The organism is Methylobacterium sp. B4, from assembly GCF_003201865.1.
Classification (GTDB): domain Bacteria; phylum Pseudomonadota; class Alphaproteobacteria; order Rhizobiales; family Beijerinckiaceae; genus Methylobacterium.
This window is the reverse complement of the sequence record NZ_QJJJ01000015.1, coordinates 17,131-38,511: the sequence shown is the minus strand read 5'-3', so window position 1 is coordinate 38,511 and position 21,381 is coordinate 17,131. Positions and strand designations below refer to the sequence as shown.

Below are 21,381 nucleotides of genomic sequence, written 5' to 3'. Positions count from 1 at the left end.
CTCTCTGCTCAGTGGGCGCTGACGCGGCGGGACGGCACGATGTCGTTGGCGATGACCTCGCCGAACGGACCGTTGTTGCGGGCCGTGCTCGGGGCCGTGCCGGTGGTGGCGCGCAAGGGGAGCTTGGGGAAGACCAGTTCGGCGAAGCGGTAGGCCTCCTCCAGATGCGGGTAGCCGGAGAGGATGAAGCGGTCGATGCCGAGATCGATGTACTCCTTCATCCGGTCGGCGACCTGATCGGCCGATCCGACCAGGGCCGTGCCCGCCCCGCCGCGCACGAGGCCGACGCCGGCCCAGAGGTTGGGCGAGACCACGAGCTTGTTCCGGTCGCCGCCGTGCAGCGCCATCATCCGGCTCTGGCCGACGGAATCCTGGCGCTTCAGGGTCGCCTGCGCTTGGGCGATGGTGGCGTCGTCGAGCCGCGAGATCAGCCGGTCGGCCGCGTCCCACGCCTCGCCCTCGGTCTCGCGCACGATCACGTGGAGGCGGATGCCGTAGGAGAAGGTCTTGCCCTTCTTCTCGGCCGCCTCGCGGGCGCGGGCAATCTTCTCCGCGACGCCCGCCGGAGGCTCGCCCCAGGTGAGGTAGACCTCGCAATGCTCGGCCGCGACCTCGATCCCGGCGGGCGAGGAGCCGCCGAAATAGAGCGGCGGATAGGGCGCCTGGACCGGGCGGAAGATCACCCGGCCGTTCTCGGTGCGCAGGTGCTTGCCCTCGAAGTTCACGGTCTCGCCGGCCATCAGCCCGCGCCAAATGTGGAGGAACTCGTCGGTGACGACGTAGCGCTCGTCGTGCTCGAGGAAGACGCCGTCGCCCTTCAACTCCACCGGATCGCCCCCGGTGACTACGTTGATGAGCAGGCGTCCGTCCGAGATCCGGTCCAGCGTCGCGGCCATGCGCGCGGCCATCGACGGTTCCTGCAGGCCGGGGCGCACGGCGACGAGGAAGCGCAGGCGCTGCGTGAGTGGGGCGAGCGCCGAGGCGACGACCCAGGAATCCTCGCAGGAACGGCCCGTCGGCAGCAGCACTCCGTAATAGCCGAGATCGTCCGCGGCCTGCGCGATCTGGCGCAGATAGGGCAGCGAGACGTCGCGGGCGCCTTCCGAGGCGCCGAGATAGCGGCCGTCGCCGTGCGTGGGCAGGAACCAGAGAACGTCGGTCTTGCCGTCGGTCTGGGCGGTCATGGGGTACGCTCCGAAAAAACGAAGGAAAGGGTCAGGCGCGGTGGCCGAGGAGCCGGTCGAGGATGCGGCCCTCCAATTCGGCGAGCGCCGCATCGCCCCGGCGGCGGGGCCGGGGCACGTCCACGGCGACGTCCAGCGCGATGGCGCCCTCCTCCACGACGAGGATGCGGTCGGCCATCGCCACCGCCTCGCCGACATCGTGCGTGACGAGGATCGCGGTGAAGCCCTGGGCCTCCCAGATCCGCTCGATCATCGCCTGCATCTCGATGCGGGTGAGCGCGTCGAGCGCACCCAGCGGCTCGTCGAGGGCGAGCAGCGCCGGGCGGCTGACCAGGGCGCGGGCGAGCGCCACCCGCTGGCGCTGGCCGCCGGACAGCGTGGCTGGCCAGTTGCCGGCCTTCTCGGCGAGCCCGACCTCGTCGAGGACGGCGAGCGCCCGCTTGCGCCGCTCGGCGCGGGGCGTCTCGCGACCGAGCCCGACCGCGACGTTGTCGGCGACCCGGGTCCAGGGCAGCAGCCGCGGCTCCTGGAACATGATTTTTTTGGACTGGCCCGCGCCTTGTCCCGAGCCGCCGTTGATCGACACGCGGCCGGCGGTGGGTTCCTCGAGGCCGAGGATGAGGCGCAGCAGGGTGCTCTTGCCGCAGCCGGAACGGCCGACCACGGCGACGAACTGCCCGGCGGGCACGTGCAGGTCGAGCCCGCGGATGACGGCGGCCCCCCCGTCGAAGCTTTTCGAGAGGCCGCGCAGGGTGATGGCGAGGCCGGCCTCGCGAGGGCGCGCGGCGTCCTCGACGCGCAGGGCGGTGGCAGCGGACATGGAACTCACTCGCGGAAGAAGGACGCGCGGAAAGAAGGATCAGGCGTTGCGGTAGGCCGGGTTCCAGGCGAGGCAGCGCCGCTCCAGCGCCCTCGTCAGGCTGTCGGCGAGCTTGCCGAGGGCGGCGTAGATCAGGATCGCCAGCACCACGACATCGACCAGCATGAACTCGCGGGCCTGCATCGCCATGTAGCCGAGACCGGAATTGGCCGAGATCGTCTCGGCCACGATCAGCGTCAGCCACATGATGCCGAGCGCGTAGCGCACGCCGACGAAGATCGAGGGCAGCGCGCCCGGCAGCACCACGCGCCAGAACAACTCGCGCCGGTTCATGCCGTAGACCCGGCCCATCTCGATGAGCTGCGGATCGACCGAGCGGATGCCGTGCAGGGTGTTGGCGTAGACGGGAAAGAACACGCCGAGCGCTACGAGGAAAAGCTTGGCCCCCTCGTCGATGCCGAACCACAGGATCACCAGCGGGATCAGCGACAGGTGCGGAATGTTGCGCACCATCTGAAGCGTCGTGTCGGTGAGCTTTTCCGAGAGGTTCGAGAGGCCGTTGGCCAGCCCGAAGGTCAGCCCGATGCCGCCGCCGATGAGGAAGCCGGCGGCCGCCCGGGCGAAGCTGACCCAGAGGTTCTCCCAGAGTTCTCCGGTCTGGGCGAGGCGCCAGCCCGCGGCGGCGACGTCGAGGGGGGCGGGCATGAACCGGGTCGAGACGAACCCGAAGGAGGCCGCCGCCTGCCAGCCGGCCAGGACGAGGGTCGGCAGCAACCAGGGCAGCAGCTTCGCCGTCGGCAGGCGCAGGGGCTTCAATCGAAGCGGCGCGGCGGCCTCGGCGCGGTGCGCGCGGCCGGGGAGCGATCGGATCGCGGCGGAATCGGCCATGGTTCGGCTCACCCGTTCTTCTGGGTTCGGTCGGAGGCCGCGGGCGGCGCCCAGACGATGTCGGACACGCGCACGGAGCGGGGGATCACGCCGAGCCGAAAGAAGCGGTCGGCGATGCGCTGCTGCTCGGCGGTCACCGCCGCATCCATCGGCGCGATCACGAAGCGGATGCGATCCACCGCGCGGCGCGTGGCGGCGAGCGGCACGCCGGTGATCTTCGACAGGCTCGCCGCGACGCTGGGACGGTTGCGCTCGCACCAGATCGCGACCGCGCCCAGCGCGGCGATGGCGGCCTCGAGAACATCCGGCCGCTCGTCGGCGAAGCCCTTGTTCGCGAGGAAGAAGTTGTTGGTGGGCGTGATGTCCGGGGCCTGGACGAGGATGCGCGCGCCCTGCCCTTCCTCGGCGATGGCGAAGTAGGGATCCCACACCGTCCAGGCGTCGATCGTGCCGCCGGCGAACGCCGCCGCGCCGTCGGCCGGCGCGAGCAGGACGGGGGTGATGTCGCGGTAGCCGAGGCCCGCCTTCTCCAGCGCGGCGACGGTGAGGTTGTGGGCGCTCGACCCCTTGGCGAAGGCGACGCGCTTGCCCTTGAGGTCGGCAAGCGTAGCGATCGGGGAGCCCTTCGGCAGCAGGATCGCCGAGCCCGAGCCGCCGTTGGGCTGGGCGGCCGCATAGACCAAGTTGGCACCTGCGGCCTGGGCGAAGATCGGCGGCGCGTCGCCGGTCTGGCCGAAATCGATCGCGCCGAGGTTCAGGGCCTCCAGCAGCGGCGGCCCGAACGAGAACTCGACCCAGCGCACGCTCACGCCCTGCGGCTTGAGTGCGGCCTCGATCGCGGCCTGCTCGCGGGCGACCGCGAGGATGCCGTTCTTCTGGTAGCCGATGCGCAGGACGCCCGGCTCGGCGGCCCGGGCCGGGCGCGGGCCAAGGCTGCTGCCGGCCGCCGCGAGACTCGAGACGAGACCCGTTGCGAGACCTGCGGCGAGGAGGCGGCGGCGGTCGATCATCCCGTGCCTCAGCGTGCGGCGGCGGCAGACAGGGCGGCCGGGAGATCGGCGGCCGGCGCGGCGTCGAGGAGCCGGGCGAGTTCGGCCGCGGCCTGCGCCACGCGGGTCCGCACGATCGCGTCGGCGACGCGGCCCTCACTGATCTCGGTGTCGCCGGCATAGACGGCGGTCGGCGCGGTCTGGGCCGAGAAGAAGCCGAACAGCGGGCGCAGGGAATGCTCGACCACCAGCGCGTGGCGCGGGCCGCCGCCGGTCGCGGTCAGCACCACCGGCTTGCCGACGAGGGCTTCGGGCGCCACGAAGTCGATCAGGTGCTTGAACAACCCCGCATAGCTGCCCTTGTAGACCGGCGAGCCGACGATCAGCGCGTCGGCGTTCTCGATCGCCTCCACGATCCGCGCCGCCGGCAGCGGCAGGGCGGAGCGGCTCGCCACGGTGATTCCGGTGCCGGCATCGACGAGGTCGTAGAGCTTCAGGTCGATCGGGCGCAGGCGCGACAATTCGGCGGCCACCGCCTCGACCAGGGTGCGGGTGCGGGAGGGGCGGTGCGTGTTGCCGGAGAAGGCAACGATCCGTGCGGGCATCGCGGGTGATCCAGACTTTGACCGCAGTCGCGACCGACCGACAACCGAATGCTTAGAAAAAGCACTGCGGCAGCGAAGTCTTTGTCGGAATGCGGAGCGTTGTGATGGCGTTGTTGTCGTGAAATGTAGTGAGCCACTGTGCGGCAAATCAACGGATAGTTTTTACGTTGTTTTCCGCAGTCGGAGGATGGCCGTACCGCCGCGATGGGTTGGGCCGGAAGATTCTTCCGCGTCTTCGCGGGGCCTGTGCGGATGGCCTCTGTGGGGACCTGTGACGGCTCGCGCGCCCGCGCCGCCCGTTCTGTCCTGTCCTGAGTGCAGGCCTGCCTCCCGGCGGCTCGGCTGTCCGGCTCCCGGCGGATGGCCATGTTGCAGGCTCATGCTGCAGCGCAACGGGTGCGCTGCACCGGAGCATCCGCATGGCACCTCTGCCGATCCTCGCGCTCGCCGTCGCCTCCTTCGGCATCGGCACGACCGAGTTCGTCATCATGGGCCTCCTGCCGGAGGTGGCCCGCGACTTCGACGTCACCATCCCGCAGGCGGGTCACCTCGTCTCGGGCTACGCGATGGGCGTCGTCATCGGGGCGCCGCTCGTGGCGATGGCGACCGCGCCGCTGCCCCGCAAGACCGCCCTGCTCGCCCTCATGGCGGTGTTCGTCCTCGGCAACCTCGCCTGCGCCCTGGCGCCGGATTACTGGCTGCTGATGGCCGCGCGCGTCGCCACGGCCTTCGCCCACGGCGCCTTCTTCGGCATCGGCGCCATCGTCGCGCGCAATCTCGTGCCGCGGGAGAAGCGCACCCAGGCCGTCTCGCTCATGTTCGCCGGCCTGACGCTGGCCAACGTGCTCGGCGTCCCGCTGGGCACTGCGCTCGGTCAGGCGATGGGCTGGCGCGCCACCTTCTGGGCCGTGGTCGGGATCGGGCTCGCGGCGAGCGCGGCCATCGCCTTCGCCCTGCCCAACGGGATGCCGGGCACGCGTGGCGGCCTGGCCAAGGAGTTCAGGGCGCTCGGGCGCTGGCCGGTGCTGCGGCCGATGCTGGTCTCGACCCTGTCCTCGGTGAGCTTCTTCACGGTCTTCACCTACATCGCGCCGTTCCTGCTCACCGTGACGCATCTGACGCCGAGCGGCGTGACGGGAGCGCTGTTCGCGGCGGGCGTCGGGCTCACCGTCGGCAATCTCGCGGGCGGCTGGCTTGCGGACCGCAGCCTGATGCGCACCGTGCTCGGCAGCTTCGCGGGCCTGATCGCGGTGCTCGTCGCCCTCTCGCTGGTCGCGCCCTTCGCGGTGCCGGCGCTGGCGGTGCTGGTGCTCTGGAGCGGGCTCGCCTTCGCCCTGGTCTCGCCGCTGCAGGTCTGGGTGGTGGAGGCGGCGAGCGACGCGCCCAACCTTGCCTCGACGCTCAATCAGGGCGCGTTCAACCTCGGCAACGCGCTCGGCGCGTGGCTCGGCGGCACGGCACTGACGCTCGGCGCGGGCTATTCGGAGTTGCCGGCCCTGGCTGCGGCGGTTTCTCTTCTGGGCCTCGGGCTTGCCGCCACGGCGGTGGCGCGGCCCCTGTGGCCGTCCCTGGCGGGAAACCAGGGACGGTCCTGACAGCCGCCGTCATCGCTTCGGCTCCGCCTCGCGATGACGGCTGTGGCGTCGAGACGCCTCACATCGGCGGGGTGAGGCCGTCCTTGCCCACCGCGACGAGCTTGCCGTCGAGCTTGCCCCCGTCCTTGGCCGCGACCACGAAGATCTTGGCGCCGGGCGTCAGGATCGCCTTGTCGGCGGGCTCGAAGGCGACGATCGGCGCCTTGGGCGGCACGACGATCGTCTTCGAGCCGTCCTTGTCGTAGGTCACGGTCAGCGTGCGCTCGCCGCCGCCGGAGCCGGCGTCGCTGCTGGCGACGGTGGCGTTGGTCATGGAGCTCTTGACCTTCGGGGCACCGCCCGCGCCGGCGCCGCCGGCCTTCACGGTGCCGTTGGTCATGGAGCTCTTCACCACCGGGCCGCCGCCGCCCGCGGTGTGATCGGGGATCGCATCCCAGGCGTAGTGACCCTCCGCCGTGCCGCGCATGGATTCGGGAAAGAGCACCACTTCGAGCGCCGTCATCGGGTTCTCGCCCTTGGTGGCGGTGCCGATGAAGGTGCCTTCCTTGATCTGGTCGAGGCTCGACTTCACCACCCAGGCGAACTTGGCGCCGCCGAGCTGCACGGTCTGCGAGGTGCCGTCGGTGGTCTTGACGGTGACCGAGCCGCCGTCGCTGCTCTCGATCGTGCCGCGCACCCGCTGCAGGTCCGGCGCGGCCTGGGCCGCGCCCGCGAGCGTGGTCAGGGCGGCGAGCGTGAGAGCGGTCCGCATCGTGCGTAACATGGTGTTCCCTCCGTATTGGATCGGAGGGTTATGGTTCGCGGATTCCGGCCCACAAGCTTGCGCACAAGAGTGTGATGCGCAAGAGAGCTTAGTTTCCGCTTATGCGCCGGGAGGCCGGCTCTCTCAGGGCTCCAGCCCCTGCGCCCGCCGCCGGGCGGCGCGGATCTTCTCCATGCGGGCGACCGAGAAGACGGAAGCCTCGTAGAGGAGCAGCATCGGGATCGCCAGCGAGAGCTGCGAGATCACGTCCGGCGGCGTCAGGATCGCCGCGGCCACGAAGACGAGCACGATGGCGTAGCGCCGCTTCTCCCGCAGGAAGGCCGCGTCGATCACGCCGATCTGGCCCAGAAGCGTGAGGATCACCGGCATCTGGAAGGCGAGACCGAAGGCGAAGATCAGCGTCATGATCAGCGAGAGGTACTCGTCGACCTTCGGCAGGAGCTTGATCGTCGCCTCGCCCGGCTGCCCGATCTGCTGCAGCGAGACCGAGAACTGGATCAGCAACGGCATCGCCAGGAAGTAGACGACGAGGGCGCCGAGCAGGAAGAAGATCGGCGTGGCCACGAGATAGGGCAGGAAGGCCTGCCGCTCGTTGCGGTAGAGGCCGGGCGCCACGAAGGCGTAGACCTGCGTGGCGATGACCGGGAAGGCCAGGAAGCCCGCGCCGAACACGCTGAGCTTGATGTTGGTGAAGACCTGCTCGAGGAAGTGCGTCGCGATCAACTCGGCGTTCTGCGCCCCCACGATCGAGACGTAGGGGTACACGAGCACGTTGTAGATCTGCTTCGAGAAGAAAAAGCACGCGAAGAACATCACGATGAACGCGATCAGCGACTTGATGAGTCGCGAGCGCAGTTCGATCAGGTGCTCCAGAAGGGGTGCCCGCGAGGCCTCGATCTCGGCCTCATCGCGCTCGTCGCTCATGGAGTCGGGCCTGTCTCGGGTTTGCTGCCGGGGGTGGTCGGGGCGGGATCGGCGACCTGCGCCGCCTGCTGCTGGGGCGTCGGCCGCGGCACGTCGAAGCTGCCCGTCTCGTTGGACGCGGCGGCGCTCGCCGACGGGCCGCCGCGTCCGTCGACGGCGCTGCGGATCTCGTTGCGGATCGTGTCGACGGGGTTGAACGTCGGCCGGGCGGCGTCGACGGTGCGCTTGACGCCCTCGACGTCGCGGCGGACCTCCTCGAGCTCCGCCTCGCGGATCGCCTCGTTGAACTGCGACTGGAACTCGCCGGCCATGCGGCGGACCTTGGTCGTGATCTGGCCGAGCGTGCGCAGGGCCTTCGGCAGGTCCTTGGGTCCGATGACGATCAGGGCGACGCCGCCGATCAGCATCACCTCGCCCCAGCTCATGTCCAGCATCGCGTCGTCCGTCCCGCGGCCCCGCGCCCCGATCGGACGGGTGCGCGGCCCGCGCTATCCCGCCCGGCGCCGATCTTCAACGGCGCGCAGCGACCGTCCCCGGCCTCTTATCCCGATCCGACCCGGCTCGCGCTCGGGAAGCGGCTCAGACCGCCTTGTGGTCGCCGGCGGGCACGTGGGTCTGCTGCGGGGCGGCGCCCGGCGCGCCCTGGTGCGGCAGGGTGCGCACCGGGTCGTTCGGCCCCACGGGCGGAACGGCGGTGGTCTGGGTGGGCTGGGTCTCGTCGTCGGCCATGCCCTTCTTGAAGGCCTTGATGCCCTTGGCGACGTCGCCCATCAGCTCCGACACCTTGCCGCGGCCGAACAGCAGCATGACGACGACCGCCACGATCACCCAGTGCCAGACACTCATGCTGCCCATGGCAACCTCCTGCGCCGCAACCGGCGGCGCCCTCCTTTGAACTGGGGCGAACCTAGGGATCGACTGGCGCGAACACAAGCAGCACAGGGGGAAGGAGCGGGCAAACGCCACGCAGGCTTTGCCCTTCTTTGTCGCAGGTTGCCTCGTCCTCAGGCCTTCTCAGGCGCTGGCGAAGGCCGCCTCGAAGCGGGCGCGGGCTTCCGCCGCGTCGAAGGGATCCGGCGGCGCGAGCCGGGCCAAGGCGGCGCGGGCGCGGGCGTCGGCCTCGCCGGCCAGATCGGGGGTCGCCTCGGCCACCGCCCGCATCTCGTCCATGCGCCCGTTGCAATGGAGCACCACGTCGATGCCGGCGCCGTAGGCCGCTTCCGCCCGCGCGCGGAACGGGCCCTGAAGCGCCTGCATCGAGAGGTCGTCGGTCATCAGGAGACCGTCGAAGCCGATCGCGCCGCGCACGATCTCGCGGATCACGCTCGGCGAGAGCGTGGCCGGCCGTTCGGGGTCGAGGGCCGTGAACACCACGTGCGCGCTCATGGCGAGCGGCAGGTCGGCGAGCGCCCGGAACGGGCGGAAATCGGCGGCCTGCAGGCTCTCCCGGTCGGCCTCGACCACCGGCAGGTCGAGATGGCTGTCGCAGGTCGCCCGGCCGTGCCCGGGAATGTGCTTGATGACCGGCAGCACCCCGCCCGCCATCAGCCCCTCGGCCACGGCGCGGCCGAGTTCGGTCACGGCCTCGGGCGTGTCGCCGTAGGCGCGGTCGCCGATGATGTTGTCCGAGCCCGCCACGGGCACGTCGAGCATCGGCGCGCAATCGACATTGATGCCGACCGCGTGCAGGTCGTGGGCCATCAGCCGGGCGCCGAGCCGGGCCATCGCCGCGGCTCGCTCGCCGAAGGCCTTGAAGCGACCGCCGGCCGGGTATTTCGGCCAGTGCGGCGGCCCCATGCGCTGCACCCGTCCGCCCTCCTGGTCGATCAGGATCGGCGCATCGTCGCGCCCGACCACCGCCCTCAGGGACGCGGTCAAGGCGCGCACCGCGTCGGGCGTGCCGATGTTGCGCTTGAACAGGATGAAGCCCCAGGGCCGCAGGTCGCGGAAGAAGGCCGTCTCCTCCGGCGTCAGCGCCGTGCCGGAGCAGCCGAGGATGACGGCGCGGGGCGTGCTGGCGGAGGTCATACGGGCCGGCATTCCTTGGGGTGACGGGTCGGCGCGCGGTGGCGGCGCAGGGTGGGACTAATACGATGTCCGGTCGATCGCTTCGGTCTCGTCTGCATCCCTGCTTCGGCATCGCCTCGCGGTGACGGAGGGGGCGAACCCCGAAGCGATCGACCGAAAAACAGCATGAGCGGCGGGTCGCGCCATGCCCCCCGGCGAGCCGGCGTGAGTCTCGGAGCCTCCTTCGAGGCCCGCTGGCGCGGGGGCCTCGGGATGAGGGGGCGGACGGGATCAGCGCCCTGGAACAGGCTCGCCGGATCGCCCGTCGAAACGGGCGATCCGGTCGGGGTTTAGTCCGCGGTGATCGCTCAGTTCTTGGCCACGAAGCACTGGCCGCCCGAGCCCTGCAGCGCGGTGCAGAGGCTGGAGGCCTCGCTCTTGCCCAGGGGCCCGACGCGGACGCGGAAGAGGGTCTTGCCGTTCACCTCGGCCTGTCGGATCAACTCGGGCTTGCCGGAGAGCTGGCTGTACTTTCCCTGCATCTCGCGGAAGGCGGCCCGCGCCTCGCTCTCGCTGCCGCGCACGCCGAGCTGCACCGAGTAGCCGCTGACGGGCGCGGTGAGCGAGGCCGAGGCGGCGGGCGATTCGGTGCCGGTGCTCGCGGTGGTCTCGGGCGAGACGGAGGCGACGCGCTGCGGCGCCTTCGGCTGCGGCACGGGCGGAGCCGGCGGCGCCTCGGCGACGGGCGCGGCAACCGGGTTCGAGGCCAGGCTGCGGGAGGCGGACCGGCGGGGTTCCGACGAGGGCGTCGCGGTGCCGGCGCCGGCCGAGTCGGGCAGCGTCATGGTCGGGATCGGCGAGGCCGGAGCCGGGGGGGCCTCGGCCTGCGGCTGAGCCTGCGGCTGGTGGACCGGGGTATCGGGCTTGACCGAGACGGTGCGCACCCGGCGCGGCTCCCCGAGCGAGTCGGTGAGCAGGCCGCCCTGGCCGGGGGTCGCGCCGCCCTGTCCCGGCTCGCTGCCCTCGTTGCGCGCGGCGGCCGTGCGGGCGGCCTGGTTCACGTCGAGGGGTTGCTCCTCGCGGTTGACGATCTTGATCTGACCGTCCTTGGCGTTGCGGTCGTAGATCTGCTTGTTCTGGTCCGGAATCTCGACGCCGTCGCTGGCGGCCGGCTGCACCTTCAGCGGGGTCTTGTCGGCGAGCACCGTGATCGGGCCGCCGCTGCCGCCATGCGTGCCGCGCCACGCGAGCGCGCCGCCGACGCAGACGGCCACGACGGCGAGGCCCGCGCCGACCTGCACGAGGCGGTTGCGGCCGCGGGGACGCTCGGCGGGACGGGTGCGGTAATCCGTGTCGGCCTCGGCGAAGGCCGCCGGGTCCGAGGTCTGGCCCTCGGCGTACATGCCCTGCTCGACCGAGGCGAGATACTGGTCGAAGGCGTCCGCCGGGCTGCGCGACGCTTGCGGCGGCGGCGCGTCGACGAAGGTCGGCTCGACGCGGGCCGGCCGGCCGCTCTCGGCGGCGCGGATTTCGGGGGCCGCCTGCGCGCCGCTCTTCTCCCGCGCCTCCAGCAGGGCACGGAAGGGGTCGTCCTGTCCGACGATACGGGCGAGTTCGGCAAGGGGATCGCCTTTGGGGTCGCCCTTGGGGGCGGCCGCGGGCGCCTTCGCCTGAGCCGCCTCCTGCGACGTCTGACGCAGCTCGCGCTCGAAGGCGTCGAAATCGACCGTCGCGCGCGATGCGTGTCCCGTCATGGCCTCATCCTCTCAACATCACCTTCCGGCGTCACCGCATCTCGTCGGGTGCGGAGACCCCCAGGACCGCGAGGCCGGAGGCGAGAACGCCGCCCAAGGCCTCGACGAGGGCCAAGCGGGCCCGGGTGGACTTTCTGTCGGTTGGATTAACAATCCGTAATTGCGGCAAGTCTTTGCCCTTGTTCCAGAAACTATGCAGCGAAGACGCGGTCTCATAGAGATAGAACGCGATTCGATGCGGTTCGTGCGCCGCCGCCGCAGATTCGAGCACCCGCGGATACTGGGCAATGAGCCGCATCATCTCGATCTCACCGGGATCGGTGAGGGCCGAGAGGTCGGCATCCGCGAGCAACGCCTCCCGGGAGACGTCGTCGCCGGGCATCGCCTCGCGGGCCTGGCGCAGCACCGAGAAGCGCCGGGCGTGGCCGTACTGCACGTAGAAGACCGGGTTGTCCTTGGACTGCTCCACGACCTTGGCGAGGTCGAAATCGAGCGTCGCGTCGTTCTTGCGGTAGAGCATCATGAAGCGGATCGCGTCGCGGCCGACCTCGTCGATGACCTCGCGCAGGGTCACGAACTCGCCCGCGCGCTTGGACATCTTCACCGGCTCGCCTGCGCGCAAAAGCCGCACCAGCTGGCAAAGTTTGACGTCGAGCCGGGCTTCCCCCTCGCTCACGGCCTTCACGGCCGCCTGCATGCGCTTGACGTAGCCGCCGTGGTCCGCCCCGAGCACGTCGATGAGTTCGTTGGCGCCCCGCAGCCACTTGTCCCTGTGATAGGCGATGTCGGAGGCGAAGTAGGTGTAGGAGCCGTCCGACTTCAGCAGCGGCCGGTCCACGTCGTCGCCGAAATCGGTCGAGCGGAACAGGGTCTGCTCCCGATCCTCCCAATCCTCGGGAAGCTGGCCCTTGGGCGGCGGCAGGCGCCCCTCGTAGACGAGGCCCTTCTCGCGCAGGGCGTCGAGGAGTTCGGCGACCTTGTTGCCCCCTTGGCCGCCCTGGAGGGTGGCTTCGGAGAAGAACACGTCGTGGCGGATGCCGATGGCCGCCAAATCCTCGCGGATCCGATCCATCATCGCGTCGATGGCGAAGCGGCGCACCGGCGCCAGCCACTCGGCCTCCGGCTTGTCGAGCAGCGAACGGCCATGCGCGGCGGCGAGCCCTTCGCCGACCGGCTTGAGGTAATCGCCCGGATAGAGCCCCTCGGGGATCGTGATCGTCTCGCCCAGAGCCTCGCGGTAGCGCAGGTATGCGGAGCGGGCGAGCACGTCGACCTGCGCGCCCGCATCGTTGATATAGTACTCGCGCGTCACCGGCCGGCCGGCGGCGGCGAGCAGGTTGGCGAGCGCGTCGCCGAACACCGCCCCGCGCCCGTGGCCGACATGCATCGGCCCCGTCGGGTTGGCCGAGACGTACTCGATGTTGACCGGGCCCCCCGGCATGTTTCCGCGCCCGTACGCGTCGCCCTCGCGAAGGGCTGCACGGATCACCTCGTGAAAGACGCCCGGAGCCAGACGCAGGTTGATGAAGCCGGGGCCCGCCACGCTCGCCTCGGTGATGCGGGGATCGGCGCGCAACTCCTCGGCGAGCACCTCGCCCAGCGCCTTCGGGTTCTGCTTGGCCTCCTTGGCCAGCACCAGGGCGGCGTTGGTGGCGAGATCCCCGTGGGAGGGATCGCGCGGCGGCTCGACCAGCACCCGCGACAGGTCGAGCCCCTCGGGCAGCCGGCCGGAGCGGATGAGCGATTCGAGCGCTTCGCGCACGCGCGTCTCGAAGAGGGCGAAGATGTTCATGGGGCTCGGGCGTTCGTCGTTGCGTCGGCCGCGCGTGGCGGGCGGCCGGACTGTCGGGGGCGGCATAGCAATGGCGGACGGGGGTGTCACGGCGCGCCCGCTTCCGGCGCGAGGCGCGTCAGCACCGCGCGCAAGCGCTCCGGCAGCGGCACCGGGCGGCGCGTGTCGCGGTCCACGTAGACGTGGACGAAATGTCCCTGGGCGGCGGCCTCGGGCTCGTCCTCACGAAAGATCGCCACCTCGTAGCGGGCGCTGGTGCGGCCGAGACGGGCCACCCGCACGCCGGCCGTGATCCGGTCGGGGAAGGCGACCGGCGCGAAGTAGCGGCAGCCGGTTTCCACCACGAGGCCGATCACCGCAGAGCGGGCGATGTCGAGGGCGCCCGCCTCGACCAGGAGGCCGTTCACCGCCGTGTCGAAGAAGGCGTAATAAACCACGTTGTTGACGTGCCCGTAGACGTCGTTGTCGCCCCAGCGCGTGGCCAGCGGCACGAGGCGGGGATAGGCGGCGCGGGTCTCGCGGGGCTCTCGGTCGGCGCTCAATCGGGTCTCCCTCGGCTGGTCATCCGGCACCGCATCGCCCCTCGCGTGCGGATGGCGCGGGGACAAGGCGGCCTCTCGGTAGAATGCAGCGTTGCAGGCAGGACGCGAAAGGCGGCGTGGTCGCCGGAGACATCCCCGTCACGGAGGCCGCACCCGATGAAGTCCCTTGCCCTCGCCGCCACGGCGCTCGTCGCCCTGACCCTTGCGCCCGCGACCGCGGAGGCCCGCGACTTCGGCGGCCACGGTGGCTATGGCGGCGGGTATCGCGGCACCGTCGGCCACCACGGCGGCTTCGGCCATCGTGGCTACGGTGCGCGCTTCGGCCATGCCGGCCGGTTCGGCGGCTATCGCGGCGGATACCGTGGCGGCTTCGGGCATCGCAGCGTTGGGCATGGCGTCGGGCTTGGCGGCTTCGGCTACCGGGGCGGTTATGCCGCCCGCGGCTTCTACGGGCGGGGCTACGGTTACGGACGGGGCGCAGGGCTCGGTCTGGCCGGCGCCGGAATCGGTCTGGCTGGCGCTGGCCTGGGGCTCGGCCTCGGTCTCGCCGGCGGCGCGACGGGCGGCTACGGCTACGGCGGTTACGCGGCGCCGACCTACGGCTACGCTCCGGTCGGCTACGGCAACGCGCCGCTCTACAACACCGGCTACGGCGCCACCTGCTACTGCGAGTAGGCCCCGGACCCGCTGACGGCGCTCAAGGCTCCGTCAGCGGCAGGCCCCGGCTCGGCGGGCTCCAATGCAGGTCGGGCGTCACCGCGAACAGCCGGGCATGTTCCAGCGCCGCGTAGGTGTCGGTCATGCCCGCGATGTAGTCGGCGATGCGTCGGGCCACGCGGGATTCGCCCGCGCCCTCCAGCCCCTGCGACCACTCGGCGGGCATCCGCCCCGGGTCGGCGCGGAAGGCGGAGAACAGGTCGGCGACGATGGTGTTGGCCCGGGCGCGCACCGCCATCACCTCGGGATGGCGGTACATCCGCGCGAACAGGAAGCGCTTGATCTGCGCGTCGGCTTCCGCGATCGCCGGGGAGAAGGCGATGACGGGGTGGTCCGCGGCCCGGATGTCGGCGACCGAACGCGGCGCGAGAGCCGCGATCCGCGCCTCGCCCTCGCGGATCACGTCCTCCACGAAGCGGGTGATGACGCGCCGCGCCAGCTCGTGGATCTTTCGCGACGGCTCCAGGCCCGGATGCAGGGCTTCGATCTCGTCGAGCAATCCCTTCAGGAACGGCACGGTGGCCAGATCCGGCAGATCGAACAGGCCGGCCCGCAGCCCGTCGTCGAGGTCGTGGGCGTCGTAGGCGATGTCGTCGGCCAGCGCCGCGCTCTGCGCCTCCGGGCCGGCGAAGCGCGACAATTCGAGGTCGTTGAGGGCGTTGTATTCCAGCACCGCCGCGGGGATGCCGGCGGCGGCGTAGCGCTGGACGGGGGCGCCTGAGGCGTCGAGGAGCGGGCCGTTGTGCTTGACCAGACCCTCCAGCGTCTCCCAGGTCAGGTTGAGCCCGTCGAAACCGGCGTAGCGCCGCTCCAGCCGCGTGACGATGCGCAGCGCCTGGGCGTTGTGGTCGAAGCCGCCATACGCGGCCATGCAGGCGTGGAGCGCGTCCTCGCCCGTATGGCCGAAGCAGGTGTGGCCGAGGTCGTGGCTGAGCGCCAGCGCCTCGGCGAGATCCTCGTCGAGGCCGAGCGCCCGGGCGAGCGCGCGGGCGATCTGGCTCACTTCGAGCGTGTGCGTGAGCCGGGTGCGGTAATGGTCGCCCTCGTGGTGCACGAAGACCTGCGTCTTGTGCTTCAGCCGCCGGAAGGCGGTGGAATGGATGATGCGGTCGCGGTCGCGCTGGAAGTCGCTGCGGGTCGGCGAGGACGCCTCCGGGATCAGCCGCCCGCGGGTCGCCCCCGGGTCGGTGGCATAGGGCGCCCGCCAGCGCTCGCCGTTCTGCCGCACCTGTGCAACCCTTCCCCGTGATCGGCCGCGTTGCGGCCCGTCCGTCCCGCTCATATCTTGGGTCGCAACGGCCGGCGACAATCGCGGGCCGGACACGAGACACCGGCACGAGACACCGGTTCGAGACGGGACCGCTCCACGATGGCCGACATCAACCTCACCGCCCGCGCCGCCAAGCGCATCAACGAGATCATGGGAGGCGAGCCCGCAGGTTCCTCGCTGCGCATCAGCGTCAACGGGGGCGGCTGCTCCGGCTTCTCCTACGCCTTCGACATCACGAACGCCCGCGAGGGCGACGACGTGGTGATCGAGCGCGACGGCGCCACCGTGCTCGTCGATCCGGTCTCGCTCGAATATATGGGCGGCTCGACGATCGACTTCGTCAACGACCTGATCGGCCAGTCCTTCAAGATCGAGAATCCCCAGGCCACCGCCTCCTGCGGCTGCGGCACCTCCTTCGCCCTCTGAGCCGGGCCGCCGGCCGCCGAAGGTGAAACCGCGTGGCAACGCAGCAATTGCCACGCCTGTGGAAAACCGGCAGGGATGGGGGACGGCCCTCCACCGATCCCCCGCCAGCCTGCGATCCGATCCAGCCATGACGTCATCGACGCGCCGTCCCGTCCTCCTGCGGGCACTGCTCGCTTCGGCCTGCGCGGTGGCGCTGCTGACAGGCGTCGCACCGGCGGCGCCGGTATCGGCGCAGGAGGCGGCCTCCGCGGTTCAGGATCTCGTCCTCGACAACGTGACGCTGGCTTTCGGCGAGACGCTGATCACCGCGCCGAAGGTGACGGTGAGCGGCACCCGCCTGTCGCGCGACGACCTGCTCGCGATCTTCAAGACCGATTCGAAGGATCCCTGGCCGGTCCGCCTCCAGCGCCTCGATGCCGGCAGCCTCACCCTGCCGGAACTGCGCGTCGAGCGCCGCGCCGGCGAGAAGCGGCAGGTCGTGACCTACCGCGAGGTCACGGCGCGCACGGTGCGCGCGGGCCGCATCAGCGAGTTGACCGCGGCGGGCGCGACGCTCAGCGTCGAGGGCGCACCGCAGGCGGGCAGCGGCAGCTACGGCCGGATCCGGGCGGAAGAGGTCGATCTCACCGCGCTGGCCCGGCTCTACGCCGAGGCCGGCAACGGGGCGAGCGCCCTGCAGCGGCTCTACGCCTCGCTCGCGGTGGACACCATCGCCTTCATCGACGAGCGCGGCACCACGATCTCGATCGCCCGGCTCACCGGCCGCGACCTCGCCGGGCGCCAGACGGCCGCGACCTGGGGCGGGGCCGTGGAGGCCTTGGGCGGGGCCGATCTCGCCGAGGCCGACCCGGCCAAGCGCGCCCGCGCCGCCGGACTGCTCGCGGATCTCGCCGAATCCGTCTCGGTCGGCAGCCTGGAGGCGACCGGCCTCGCCGTGAAGGAGGTGCAGGGCGACGACCCCCTCTCCTTCAGCATCGGCCGCATGGCCTATGCCGGCGGCGGGGCGGAGCCCGGCCTGACGCTCGCCGAGATCGGCTTCGGCGCCAAGGAGGCTCAGGGCAAGATCGGCCGGCTCTCGCTCACCGGCTTCTCCCTCGAACCGACCATCGCCGCCCTTCGCCAGCTCGCCAAAGCCCCCGCCCCGGCCGACAAGGCGCCGGCCAAGGGCGCTGCCCCGGCGCCGGACCCGCAGGAGGCGGATCTGCGCCGCCTCACCCCCGTGCTCGGCACGCTGACTCTGTCCGATCTCGGCCTCGACCTCGCCCAGGCGGCTTTGGCTCCGCCGGCGGGCGTCGATCCCCTCAAGATCCAGAAGCCGCTTCCCGCCCCGCTGCTCCCGGCGACGCTGCGGGTGGGCCTGCGCGGCGCCAGCATGACCTTCGGCCCGCCCAAGGACGGCGTGCCCACCGAGAGCCGCCTCTCGCTCACCGGCCTGACCATGCCGGCCTCGGTCGTGGAGAGCGTTCCGGGCCTCGGCTCGCTCGGGCTCTACGGCTACCGCGACCTCGACCTCGACCTCGTGGCCGACACCGCCTGGAGCGAGGACAAGCGGGAGCTGAGCTTCAAGGAGCTGTCCCTTTCCGGCAAGGATATGGGGCGCCTCCACCTCAACGCGATCCTCGGCGGCATCGGCCCCGAGGTGTTCGATCCCGATGCGGCGGTCTCCGGCTTCGCCATGCTCTCGGCCACTGCCAAGGCACTGGACCTGACCCTGGAGAATGGCGGCCTGTTCGAGCGCTTCATCGACGCGCAAGCCAAGGTTTTGAGCCTGAAGCCCGACGAGTTGCGCAAGGAATACGTGACTGCGAGCGTGATCGGCGTGCCGGTCATCCTCGGCAACTCGGCCGCCGCCAAGGCGATCGGCGCGGCCATGGGCAAGTTCGTGGCCAAGCCCGGCACCCTCTCGATCAGCGCCAAGTCCAAGAGCGGCGAGGGCCTCGGCATGGTCGATGTCAGCACGGCGCCGACGCCGGCGGCCGTCCTCGACAAGCTCGAGGTGAACGCCAAGGCCGAGTAATTTTCGGCTTCAGCGCGTCTTGAAGCGGTCCGTGCCGCCCCGTCCGGGGGCGGCGGACCACGATGTCCGTCAGTTCGCCGCTGCCACCTGCGAGCGCTTCGGCTTCGTGCCGGGCGCGCTCGGGGCCTGTGCCGCGCCCGTCTTCGTCGCCTTGGCGGCCGGCTTCGCGGCGGCCTGGGGCGGTGCGGCGGCGAGGCGGGCGACGGCGAGCTTCGAGGCGTTGGGCACCGCCGCCGCCCGTGCGGCCGGATCCGATGGGGCCTGCCTGCCGGCGGAATTGGAGGCGATCCGGGTCGGGGCGGCCTGCATCGGGGCAGCTTTCCCCTGCGCGGGTTTCGCGGAGCCAGCCTTGACCCCTGCGGCGTTGACCGCTGCAGCATGGGCCGGGGCGGAGGCCAGACGCAGCGGCGTGGCCGAGAGCGCACCGTCCTTGTGCCAGCCGGCCTCGGCTACCATGCGGCGCGGCTCAGGCGCAGCGGTCTTGCCCGATGCCGGCTGGCTCGGGGAATGCTTGGCGGGCGCGGCGGCCATCGCCACCGGCGCGGGGCGGAACGGGGCTGCGCGCCCGGCGGTCGGCTGCAGAGCCGCCGGGACGGCGACGGCGGCGCTCGCCAGGACGACGGGCGCGGGCCGGGGCGGACGGGCGGCGGGCGCCGTCTCCGGCGCGTCGTCGTCGCGCTCGCCCGCCGGGCGGAAGGCGAGCGCCCGCGAGGCGCGCTCGAGCCGCTCGGGGGCGGCCTCCGGCTCGGACGGACCGAGATCGGCCATCATGACCGGTGCCCGCCCGCCCGAGGCGGGGCGGCCGTCGGTGCGCAGGGTGGCGAGCAGCTTGCGGTCGTCGCTGCCGGCGATCGAGGCCTTGCCCGCATATTCGATGCGCACCCGCGCCGTGCCCCGGCGATGGAAGTCCAGCGCCCGGGCCGCCTCCTCGGACACGTCCATGACGCGACCGGCGTGATAGGGGCCGCGGTCGTTGACGCGCAGCATCATCGAGTAGCCGTTGTCGAGGTTGGTCACCCGAACGTAGCTCGGCAGCGGCAGGGTCGGGTGCGCGGCGGCGATGGAGTGGCGGTCGAACACTTCGCCGTTGGCGGTGACGCGCCCGTGGAACGCGCTGCCGTACCAGGAGGCGAGGCCCTCGCGGACATAGCCCTTCGCATCCTCGCGGGGCACGTAGGTCTTGCCCGCCACGACGTAGGGCTTGCCCGAGAAGCGCCGGCCGCCGCCCTTCGGGATCACGTCGCCCTCGTTGTAGAGGCGGCGGCTCGCCTTCACCCCGTATTTCGGGTCGACCCCGCCATCGGACGAGGCGGCGCCCGCGAACTTCTGCGGGTTGTTGGCGCAGTTGGCGGTGGTCAGCGCCACCGCGCAGACCGCCAGCAGGCGCAGGACCGGCAGCGCGCGCCGCACCGGATCCTCCGGGGCCGTGCCGACCCCCGCCAAGACCCGTGCCTCGACCTGTGCCATGTCGCCCGCCCGCTCCCCGCCTACGCCACAGGCCCCTCACGGCCGCGGAAAGCGGGGCCGGAAAGGATCACGCACTCAAACCGGGCCGACGCGATGGGCCGACCCATCCCCAGAGGATCGTCCGGACGCGGTAAAGGAAGGCTGAACGCGCGCGGGCTCCGGCCCGGGCGGTGGACAAGCCGCGCGAGCCGGAGCCTGCAAAACGGGAATGGGCGCGGACAATTCCGGCCGCGGCGGCGCTCGGGCCGCCCCTCCCCCGCCTGGAGGGGGCGGCCCGGCTCAGCGCCGGGGCTCGCTCAGGATCTGGTCGATGGAGCGGGCGCCGCGCCGCTCGAACAGCAGATCGAGCGCTTCCAGCATCAGTGCGTGCATCTTGGTGCGCTCGGCATAGGCCAGGTCCCGGAGCTGGTCGTAGACCGGCGGCTCCAGATAGACCGACATCTGCTTGGCGCGCTCCTTGAGTGTGGCGCCCCGTCCCGGATCCTGTGCCGGGCTCGCCGGGTCGAGCCGGACGACCTCCGCTTCCACCGGCTTGGCGGAGCGCGCCGCGGCCCTGCGCACGCCCCCGCGCTTGGTCTGGGGCGGGTTGGCGGAGGCGACGATCGAGGCGAGGTCGAGCTTAGGCGGCCTTGGCATGCTTGCCTGCTTCTTTGCCCGCGTCCTGGCCGGACGCCTTGCGCGGCCGCGCCGCCTGCATCCGGCGCTCGATCCAGCTCCACAGCCGACGCACCTCGCCCGCGGCCTGACCCTTCGGATTGTACTCGGTCACGCCCTGGCCGACGCCGATGGCGTCCTGGTGGTCGGTGCGGGAGACGATGTTGACGTCGGGCAGGATACCGAGGACCGCGAGGCCGTCGGCGGCGTCGCGGATGCGGTAGGAGCGCGGCGGAGTCTGGTTCAGCACGAAGGCGAACTTCTTTTCCAGGCGGTAGACCGCGGCGAGCGTCGGCTTGAAGGCGCGCAGGTCCGCGGGCGTCGGCCGGCAGGGGATGATGCACAGATCTGCCGCCCGGATCGCCGAGAGGGTGCCGCTGGAATCGATCCCGGGCGTGTCGATGAAGACGTAGTCGTAGGAGGACTCGGCCAGACGCTCCATCACGAGGTCGAGATGCGTGGCGTCGATCTGCGCCACCTCCGGGCCGTCGGCGGTGCGGTGGTCGAGCCAGTCGGAGATGGTGGCCTGCCGGTCCATCTCCAGGATGCAGACCGTGTGGCCCGCCTCCTGCGCGGCGACGGCGAGCGAGATGCATAGGGTGCTCTTGCCGCTGCCCCCCTTCTGCGTGACGAACGTGATCGCTTTCATGCCGGCAGCCCCCATCGTCCTTCGAATCCGACGGGCCGGCCCGTCCTGTGATGCCGGGATGCCCTGATCCGGGATGTCGCCCAACATGGTTAACCGGCCGTTAAACGGCTCGGCCGCGGGCGGTCCTCGACGGGGCGCTCGGCGCGCGACGCCGGACCTGTGGTTGAGATCTGGCCGTTACCGCGACCTGAGGGCTTTACGCCGAGCCGAAGGCTCCGCTAGGATAACCTAAGACAGTTATTGCGGCTAGAAATTTACCTGAGGTTTATGTTTTGGACCCTGCGGGGCCGAGACGGAGATCGCGGGTGAAACGATCCC

Annotated in this window: 21 protein-coding genes; 4 read left to right on the top strand and 17 right to left on the bottom strand. The window is 71.4% G+C overall.

What is annotated here, in order from left to right:
- Positions 1-8: 8 nt before the first annotated feature.
- Genes ssuD through msuE form a run of 5 tightly spaced genes read right to left on the bottom strand, consistent with a single transcriptional unit; the run spans position 9 to position 4,486 of the window.
- A complete protein-coding gene (ssuD, locus tag BY998_RS17070; protein WP_110352812.1) occupies positions 9-1,184 on the bottom strand; it encodes an FMNH2-dependent alkanesulfonate monooxygenase in 1,176 nt (391 codons plus the stop codon).
- A 31-nt stretch (positions 1,185-1,215) separates the two neighbouring features.
- Positions 1,216-2,004 (bottom strand): ATP-binding cassette domain-containing protein, encoded by a 789-nt coding sequence (locus BY998_RS17065; RefSeq protein WP_110352811.1) that lies wholly within the window; start codon positions 2,002-2,004, stop codon positions 1,216-1,218.
- Between the two features lie 39 nt (positions 2,005-2,043).
- Complete coding sequence (locus BY998_RS17060) at positions 2,044-2,892, bottom strand: ABC transporter permease subunit (protein WP_110352810.1); 849 nt, start codon at positions 2,890-2,892, stop codon at positions 2,044-2,046.
- 8 nt (positions 2,893-2,900) lie between these two features.
- A complete protein-coding gene (locus tag BY998_RS17055) occupies positions 2,901-3,902 on the bottom strand; it encodes an aliphatic sulfonate ABC transporter substrate-binding protein (RefSeq protein WP_110352809.1) in 1,002 nt (333 codons plus the stop codon).
- An 8-nt stretch (positions 3,903-3,910) separates the two neighbouring features.
- Complete coding sequence (gene msuE, locus BY998_RS17050) at positions 3,911-4,486, bottom strand: FMN reductase (protein ID WP_110352808.1); 576 nt, start codon at positions 4,484-4,486, stop codon at positions 3,911-3,913.
- Positions 4,487-4,905: 419 nt separating this feature from the next.
- Here msuE and BY998_RS17045 point away from each other — a divergent pair, with 419 nt between their 5' ends.
- On the top strand, positions 4,906-6,081 hold the full coding sequence (locus BY998_RS17045) for an MFS transporter (RefSeq protein WP_110352807.1): 1,176 nt from the start codon (positions 4,906-4,908) through the stop codon (positions 6,079-6,081).
- A 58-nt stretch (positions 6,082-6,139) separates the two neighbouring features.
- Here BY998_RS17045 and BY998_RS17040 read toward each other — a convergent pair whose 3' ends face one another.
- From BY998_RS17040 to BY998_RS17005, 8 genes are all read right to left on the bottom strand, one after another.
- On the bottom strand, positions 6,140-6,844 hold the full coding sequence (locus BY998_RS17040) for a metal ABC transporter permease (protein ID WP_110352806.1): 705 nt from the start codon (positions 6,842-6,844) through the stop codon (positions 6,140-6,142).
- A 123-nt stretch (positions 6,845-6,967) separates the two neighbouring features.
- Positions 6,968-7,768, bottom strand: a complete 801-nt coding sequence (gene tatC / locus BY998_RS17035; RefSeq protein WP_110352805.1) for a twin-arginine translocase subunit TatC — start codon at positions 7,766-7,768, stop codon at positions 6,968-6,970.
- Complete coding sequence (gene tatB / locus BY998_RS17030) at positions 7,765-8,202, bottom strand: Sec-independent protein translocase protein TatB (protein WP_110352804.1); 438 nt, start codon at positions 8,200-8,202, stop codon at positions 7,765-7,767. The genes tatC and tatB overlap by 4 nt, the downstream gene beginning before the upstream one ends.
- A 145-nt stretch (positions 8,203-8,347) precedes the next feature.
- On the bottom strand, positions 8,348-8,623 hold the full coding sequence (locus BY998_RS17025) for a twin-arginine translocase TatA/TatE family subunit (RefSeq protein ID WP_110352803.1): 276 nt from the start codon (positions 8,621-8,623) through the stop codon (positions 8,348-8,350).
- A gap of 159 nt (positions 8,624-8,782) precedes the next feature.
- Positions 8,783-9,796, bottom strand: a complete 1,014-nt coding sequence (gene nagZ / locus BY998_RS17020; RefSeq protein WP_110352802.1) for a beta-N-acetylhexosaminidase — start codon at positions 9,794-9,796, stop codon at positions 8,783-8,785.
- A 347-nt stretch (positions 9,797-10,143) separates the two neighbouring features.
- Positions 10,144-11,529 (bottom strand): SPOR domain-containing protein, encoded by a 1,386-nt coding sequence (locus BY998_RS17015; RefSeq protein WP_110352801.1) that lies wholly within the window; start codon positions 11,527-11,529, stop codon positions 10,144-10,146.
- A 31-nt stretch (positions 11,530-11,560) separates the two neighbouring features.
- Positions 11,561-13,321: an arginine--tRNA ligase gene (argS, locus tag BY998_RS17010; RefSeq protein ID WP_110352800.1), complete on the bottom strand. Its 1,761-nt coding sequence runs from the start codon at positions 13,319-13,321 to the stop codon at positions 11,561-11,563.
- A gap of 86 nt (positions 13,322-13,407) precedes the next feature.
- Complete coding sequence (locus tag BY998_RS17005; protein WP_110352799.1) at positions 13,408-13,863, bottom strand: thioesterase family protein; 456 nt, start codon at positions 13,861-13,863, stop codon at positions 13,408-13,410.
- A gap of 156 nt (positions 13,864-14,019) precedes the next feature.
- On the opposite strand from BY998_RS17005, the gene BY998_RS17000 reads away from it, so the two are divergent.
- The gene (locus tag BY998_RS17000; RefSeq protein ID WP_110352798.1) at positions 14,020-14,538 is read left to right on the top strand and encodes a hypothetical protein; all 519 of its coding nucleotides are present in this window, start codon (positions 14,020-14,022) and stop codon (positions 14,536-14,538) included.
- A 22-nt stretch (positions 14,539-14,560) separates the two neighbouring features.
- Here BY998_RS17000 and BY998_RS16995 read toward each other — a convergent pair whose 3' ends face one another.
- On the bottom strand, positions 14,561-15,862 hold the full coding sequence (locus BY998_RS16995) for a deoxyguanosinetriphosphate triphosphohydrolase (RefSeq protein ID WP_110352797.1): 1,302 nt from the start codon (positions 15,860-15,862) through the stop codon (positions 14,561-14,563).
- An 87-nt stretch (positions 15,863-15,949) separates the two neighbouring features.
- Here BY998_RS16995 and BY998_RS16990 point away from each other — a divergent pair, with 87 nt between their 5' ends.
- The gene (locus BY998_RS16990; protein ID WP_110352796.1) at positions 15,950-16,276 is read left to right on the top strand and encodes an iron-sulfur cluster assembly accessory protein; all 327 of its coding nucleotides are present in this window, start codon (positions 15,950-15,952) and stop codon (positions 16,274-16,276) included.
- A gap of 127 nt (positions 16,277-16,403) precedes the next feature.
- Complete coding sequence (locus BY998_RS16985; protein WP_110352795.1) at positions 16,404-18,293, top strand: hypothetical protein; 1,890 nt, start codon at positions 16,404-16,406, stop codon at positions 18,291-18,293.
- A 69-nt stretch (positions 18,294-18,362) separates the two neighbouring features.
- Here BY998_RS16985 and BY998_RS16980 read toward each other — a convergent pair whose 3' ends face one another.
- The 3 genes from BY998_RS16980 to BY998_RS16970 all read right to left on the bottom strand — a co-directional run bounded on the left by BY998_RS16980 (position 18,363) and on the right by BY998_RS16970 (position 21,063).
- On the bottom strand, positions 18,363-19,760 hold the full coding sequence (locus BY998_RS16980) for a septal ring lytic transglycosylase RlpA family protein (protein WP_110352794.1): 1,398 nt from the start codon (positions 19,758-19,760) through the stop codon (positions 18,363-18,365).
- Between the two features lie 279 nt (positions 19,761-20,039).
- On the bottom strand, positions 20,040-20,396 hold the full coding sequence (locus BY998_RS16975; protein ID WP_110352793.1) for a ribbon-helix-helix domain-containing protein: 357 nt from the start codon (positions 20,394-20,396) through the stop codon (positions 20,040-20,042).
- Positions 20,380-21,063, bottom strand: a complete 684-nt coding sequence (locus BY998_RS16970) for a ParA family protein (protein WP_110352792.1) — start codon at positions 21,061-21,063, stop codon at positions 20,380-20,382. The genes BY998_RS16975 and BY998_RS16970 overlap by 17 nt, the downstream gene beginning before the upstream one ends.
- Positions 21,064-21,381 lie beyond the last annotated feature (318 nt).

Bases quoted from the DNA above. Each gene is read 5' to 3' on its own strand.
- BY998_RS16975 (WP_110352793.1), bottom strand. From the start codon at position 20,396: ATGCCAAGGCCGCCTAAGCTCGACCTCGCCTCGATCGTCGCCTCCGCC.
- argS (WP_110352800.1), bottom strand. From the start codon at position 13,321: ATGAACATCTTCGCCCTCTTCGAGACGCGCGTGCGCGAAGCGCTCGAA.
- ssuD (WP_110352812.1), bottom strand. From the start codon at position 1,184: ATGACCGCCCAGACCGACGGCAAGACCGACGTTCTCTGGTTCCTGCCC.
- msuE (WP_110352808.1), bottom strand. From the start codon at position 4,486: ATGCCCGCACGGATCGTTGCCTTCTCCGGCAACACGCACCGCCCCTCC.
- BY998_RS16985 (WP_110352795.1), top strand. From the start codon at position 16,404: ATGACGTCATCGACGCGCCGTCCCGTCCTCCTGCGGGCACTGCTCGCT.
- BY998_RS17015 (WP_110352801.1), bottom strand. From the start codon at position 11,529: ATGACGGGACACGCATCGCGCGCGACGGTCGATTTCGACGCCTTCGAG.
- BY998_RS17065 (WP_110352811.1), bottom strand. From the start codon at position 2,004: ATGTCCGCTGCCACCGCCCTGCGCGTCGAGGACGCCGCGCGCCCTCGC.
- BY998_RS17040 (WP_110352806.1), bottom strand. From the start codon at position 6,844: ATGTTACGCACGATGCGGACCGCTCTCACGCTCGCCGCCCTGACCACG.
- BY998_RS16970 (WP_110352792.1), bottom strand. From the start codon at position 21,063: ATGAAAGCGATCACGTTCGTCACGCAGAAGGGGGGCAGCGGCAAGAGC.
- nagZ (WP_110352802.1), bottom strand. From the start codon at position 9,796: ATGACCTCCGCCAGCACGCCCCGCGCCGTCATCCTCGGCTGCTCCGGC.
- BY998_RS16980 (WP_110352794.1), bottom strand. From the start codon at position 19,760: ATGGCACAGGTCGAGGCACGGGTCTTGGCGGGGGTCGGCACGGCCCCG.
- BY998_RS16990 (WP_110352796.1), top strand. From the start codon at position 15,950: ATGGCCGACATCAACCTCACCGCCCGCGCCGCCAAGCGCATCAACGAG.
- tatC (WP_110352805.1), bottom strand. From the start codon at position 7,768: ATGAGCGACGAGCGCGATGAGGCCGAGATCGAGGCCTCGCGGGCACCC.
- BY998_RS17045 (WP_110352807.1), top strand. From the start codon at position 4,906: ATGGCACCTCTGCCGATCCTCGCGCTCGCCGTCGCCTCCTTCGGCATC.
- tatB (WP_110352804.1), bottom strand. From the start codon at position 8,202: ATGCTGGACATGAGCTGGGGCGAGGTGATGCTGATCGGCGGCGTCGCC.
- BY998_RS17055 (WP_110352809.1), bottom strand. From the start codon at position 3,902: ATGATCGACCGCCGCCGCCTCCTCGCCGCAGGTCTCGCAACGGGTCTC.
- BY998_RS17060 (WP_110352810.1), bottom strand. From the start codon at position 2,892: ATGGCCGATTCCGCCGCGATCCGATCGCTCCCCGGCCGCGCGCACCGC.
- BY998_RS17025 (WP_110352803.1), bottom strand. From the start codon at position 8,623: ATGGGCAGCATGAGTGTCTGGCACTGGGTGATCGTGGCGGTCGTCGTC.
- BY998_RS16995 (WP_110352797.1), bottom strand. From the start codon at position 15,862: ATGAGCGGGACGGACGGGCCGCAACGCGGCCGATCACGGGGAAGGGTT.
- BY998_RS17000 (WP_110352798.1), top strand. From the start codon at position 14,020: ATGAAGTCCCTTGCCCTCGCCGCCACGGCGCTCGTCGCCCTGACCCTT.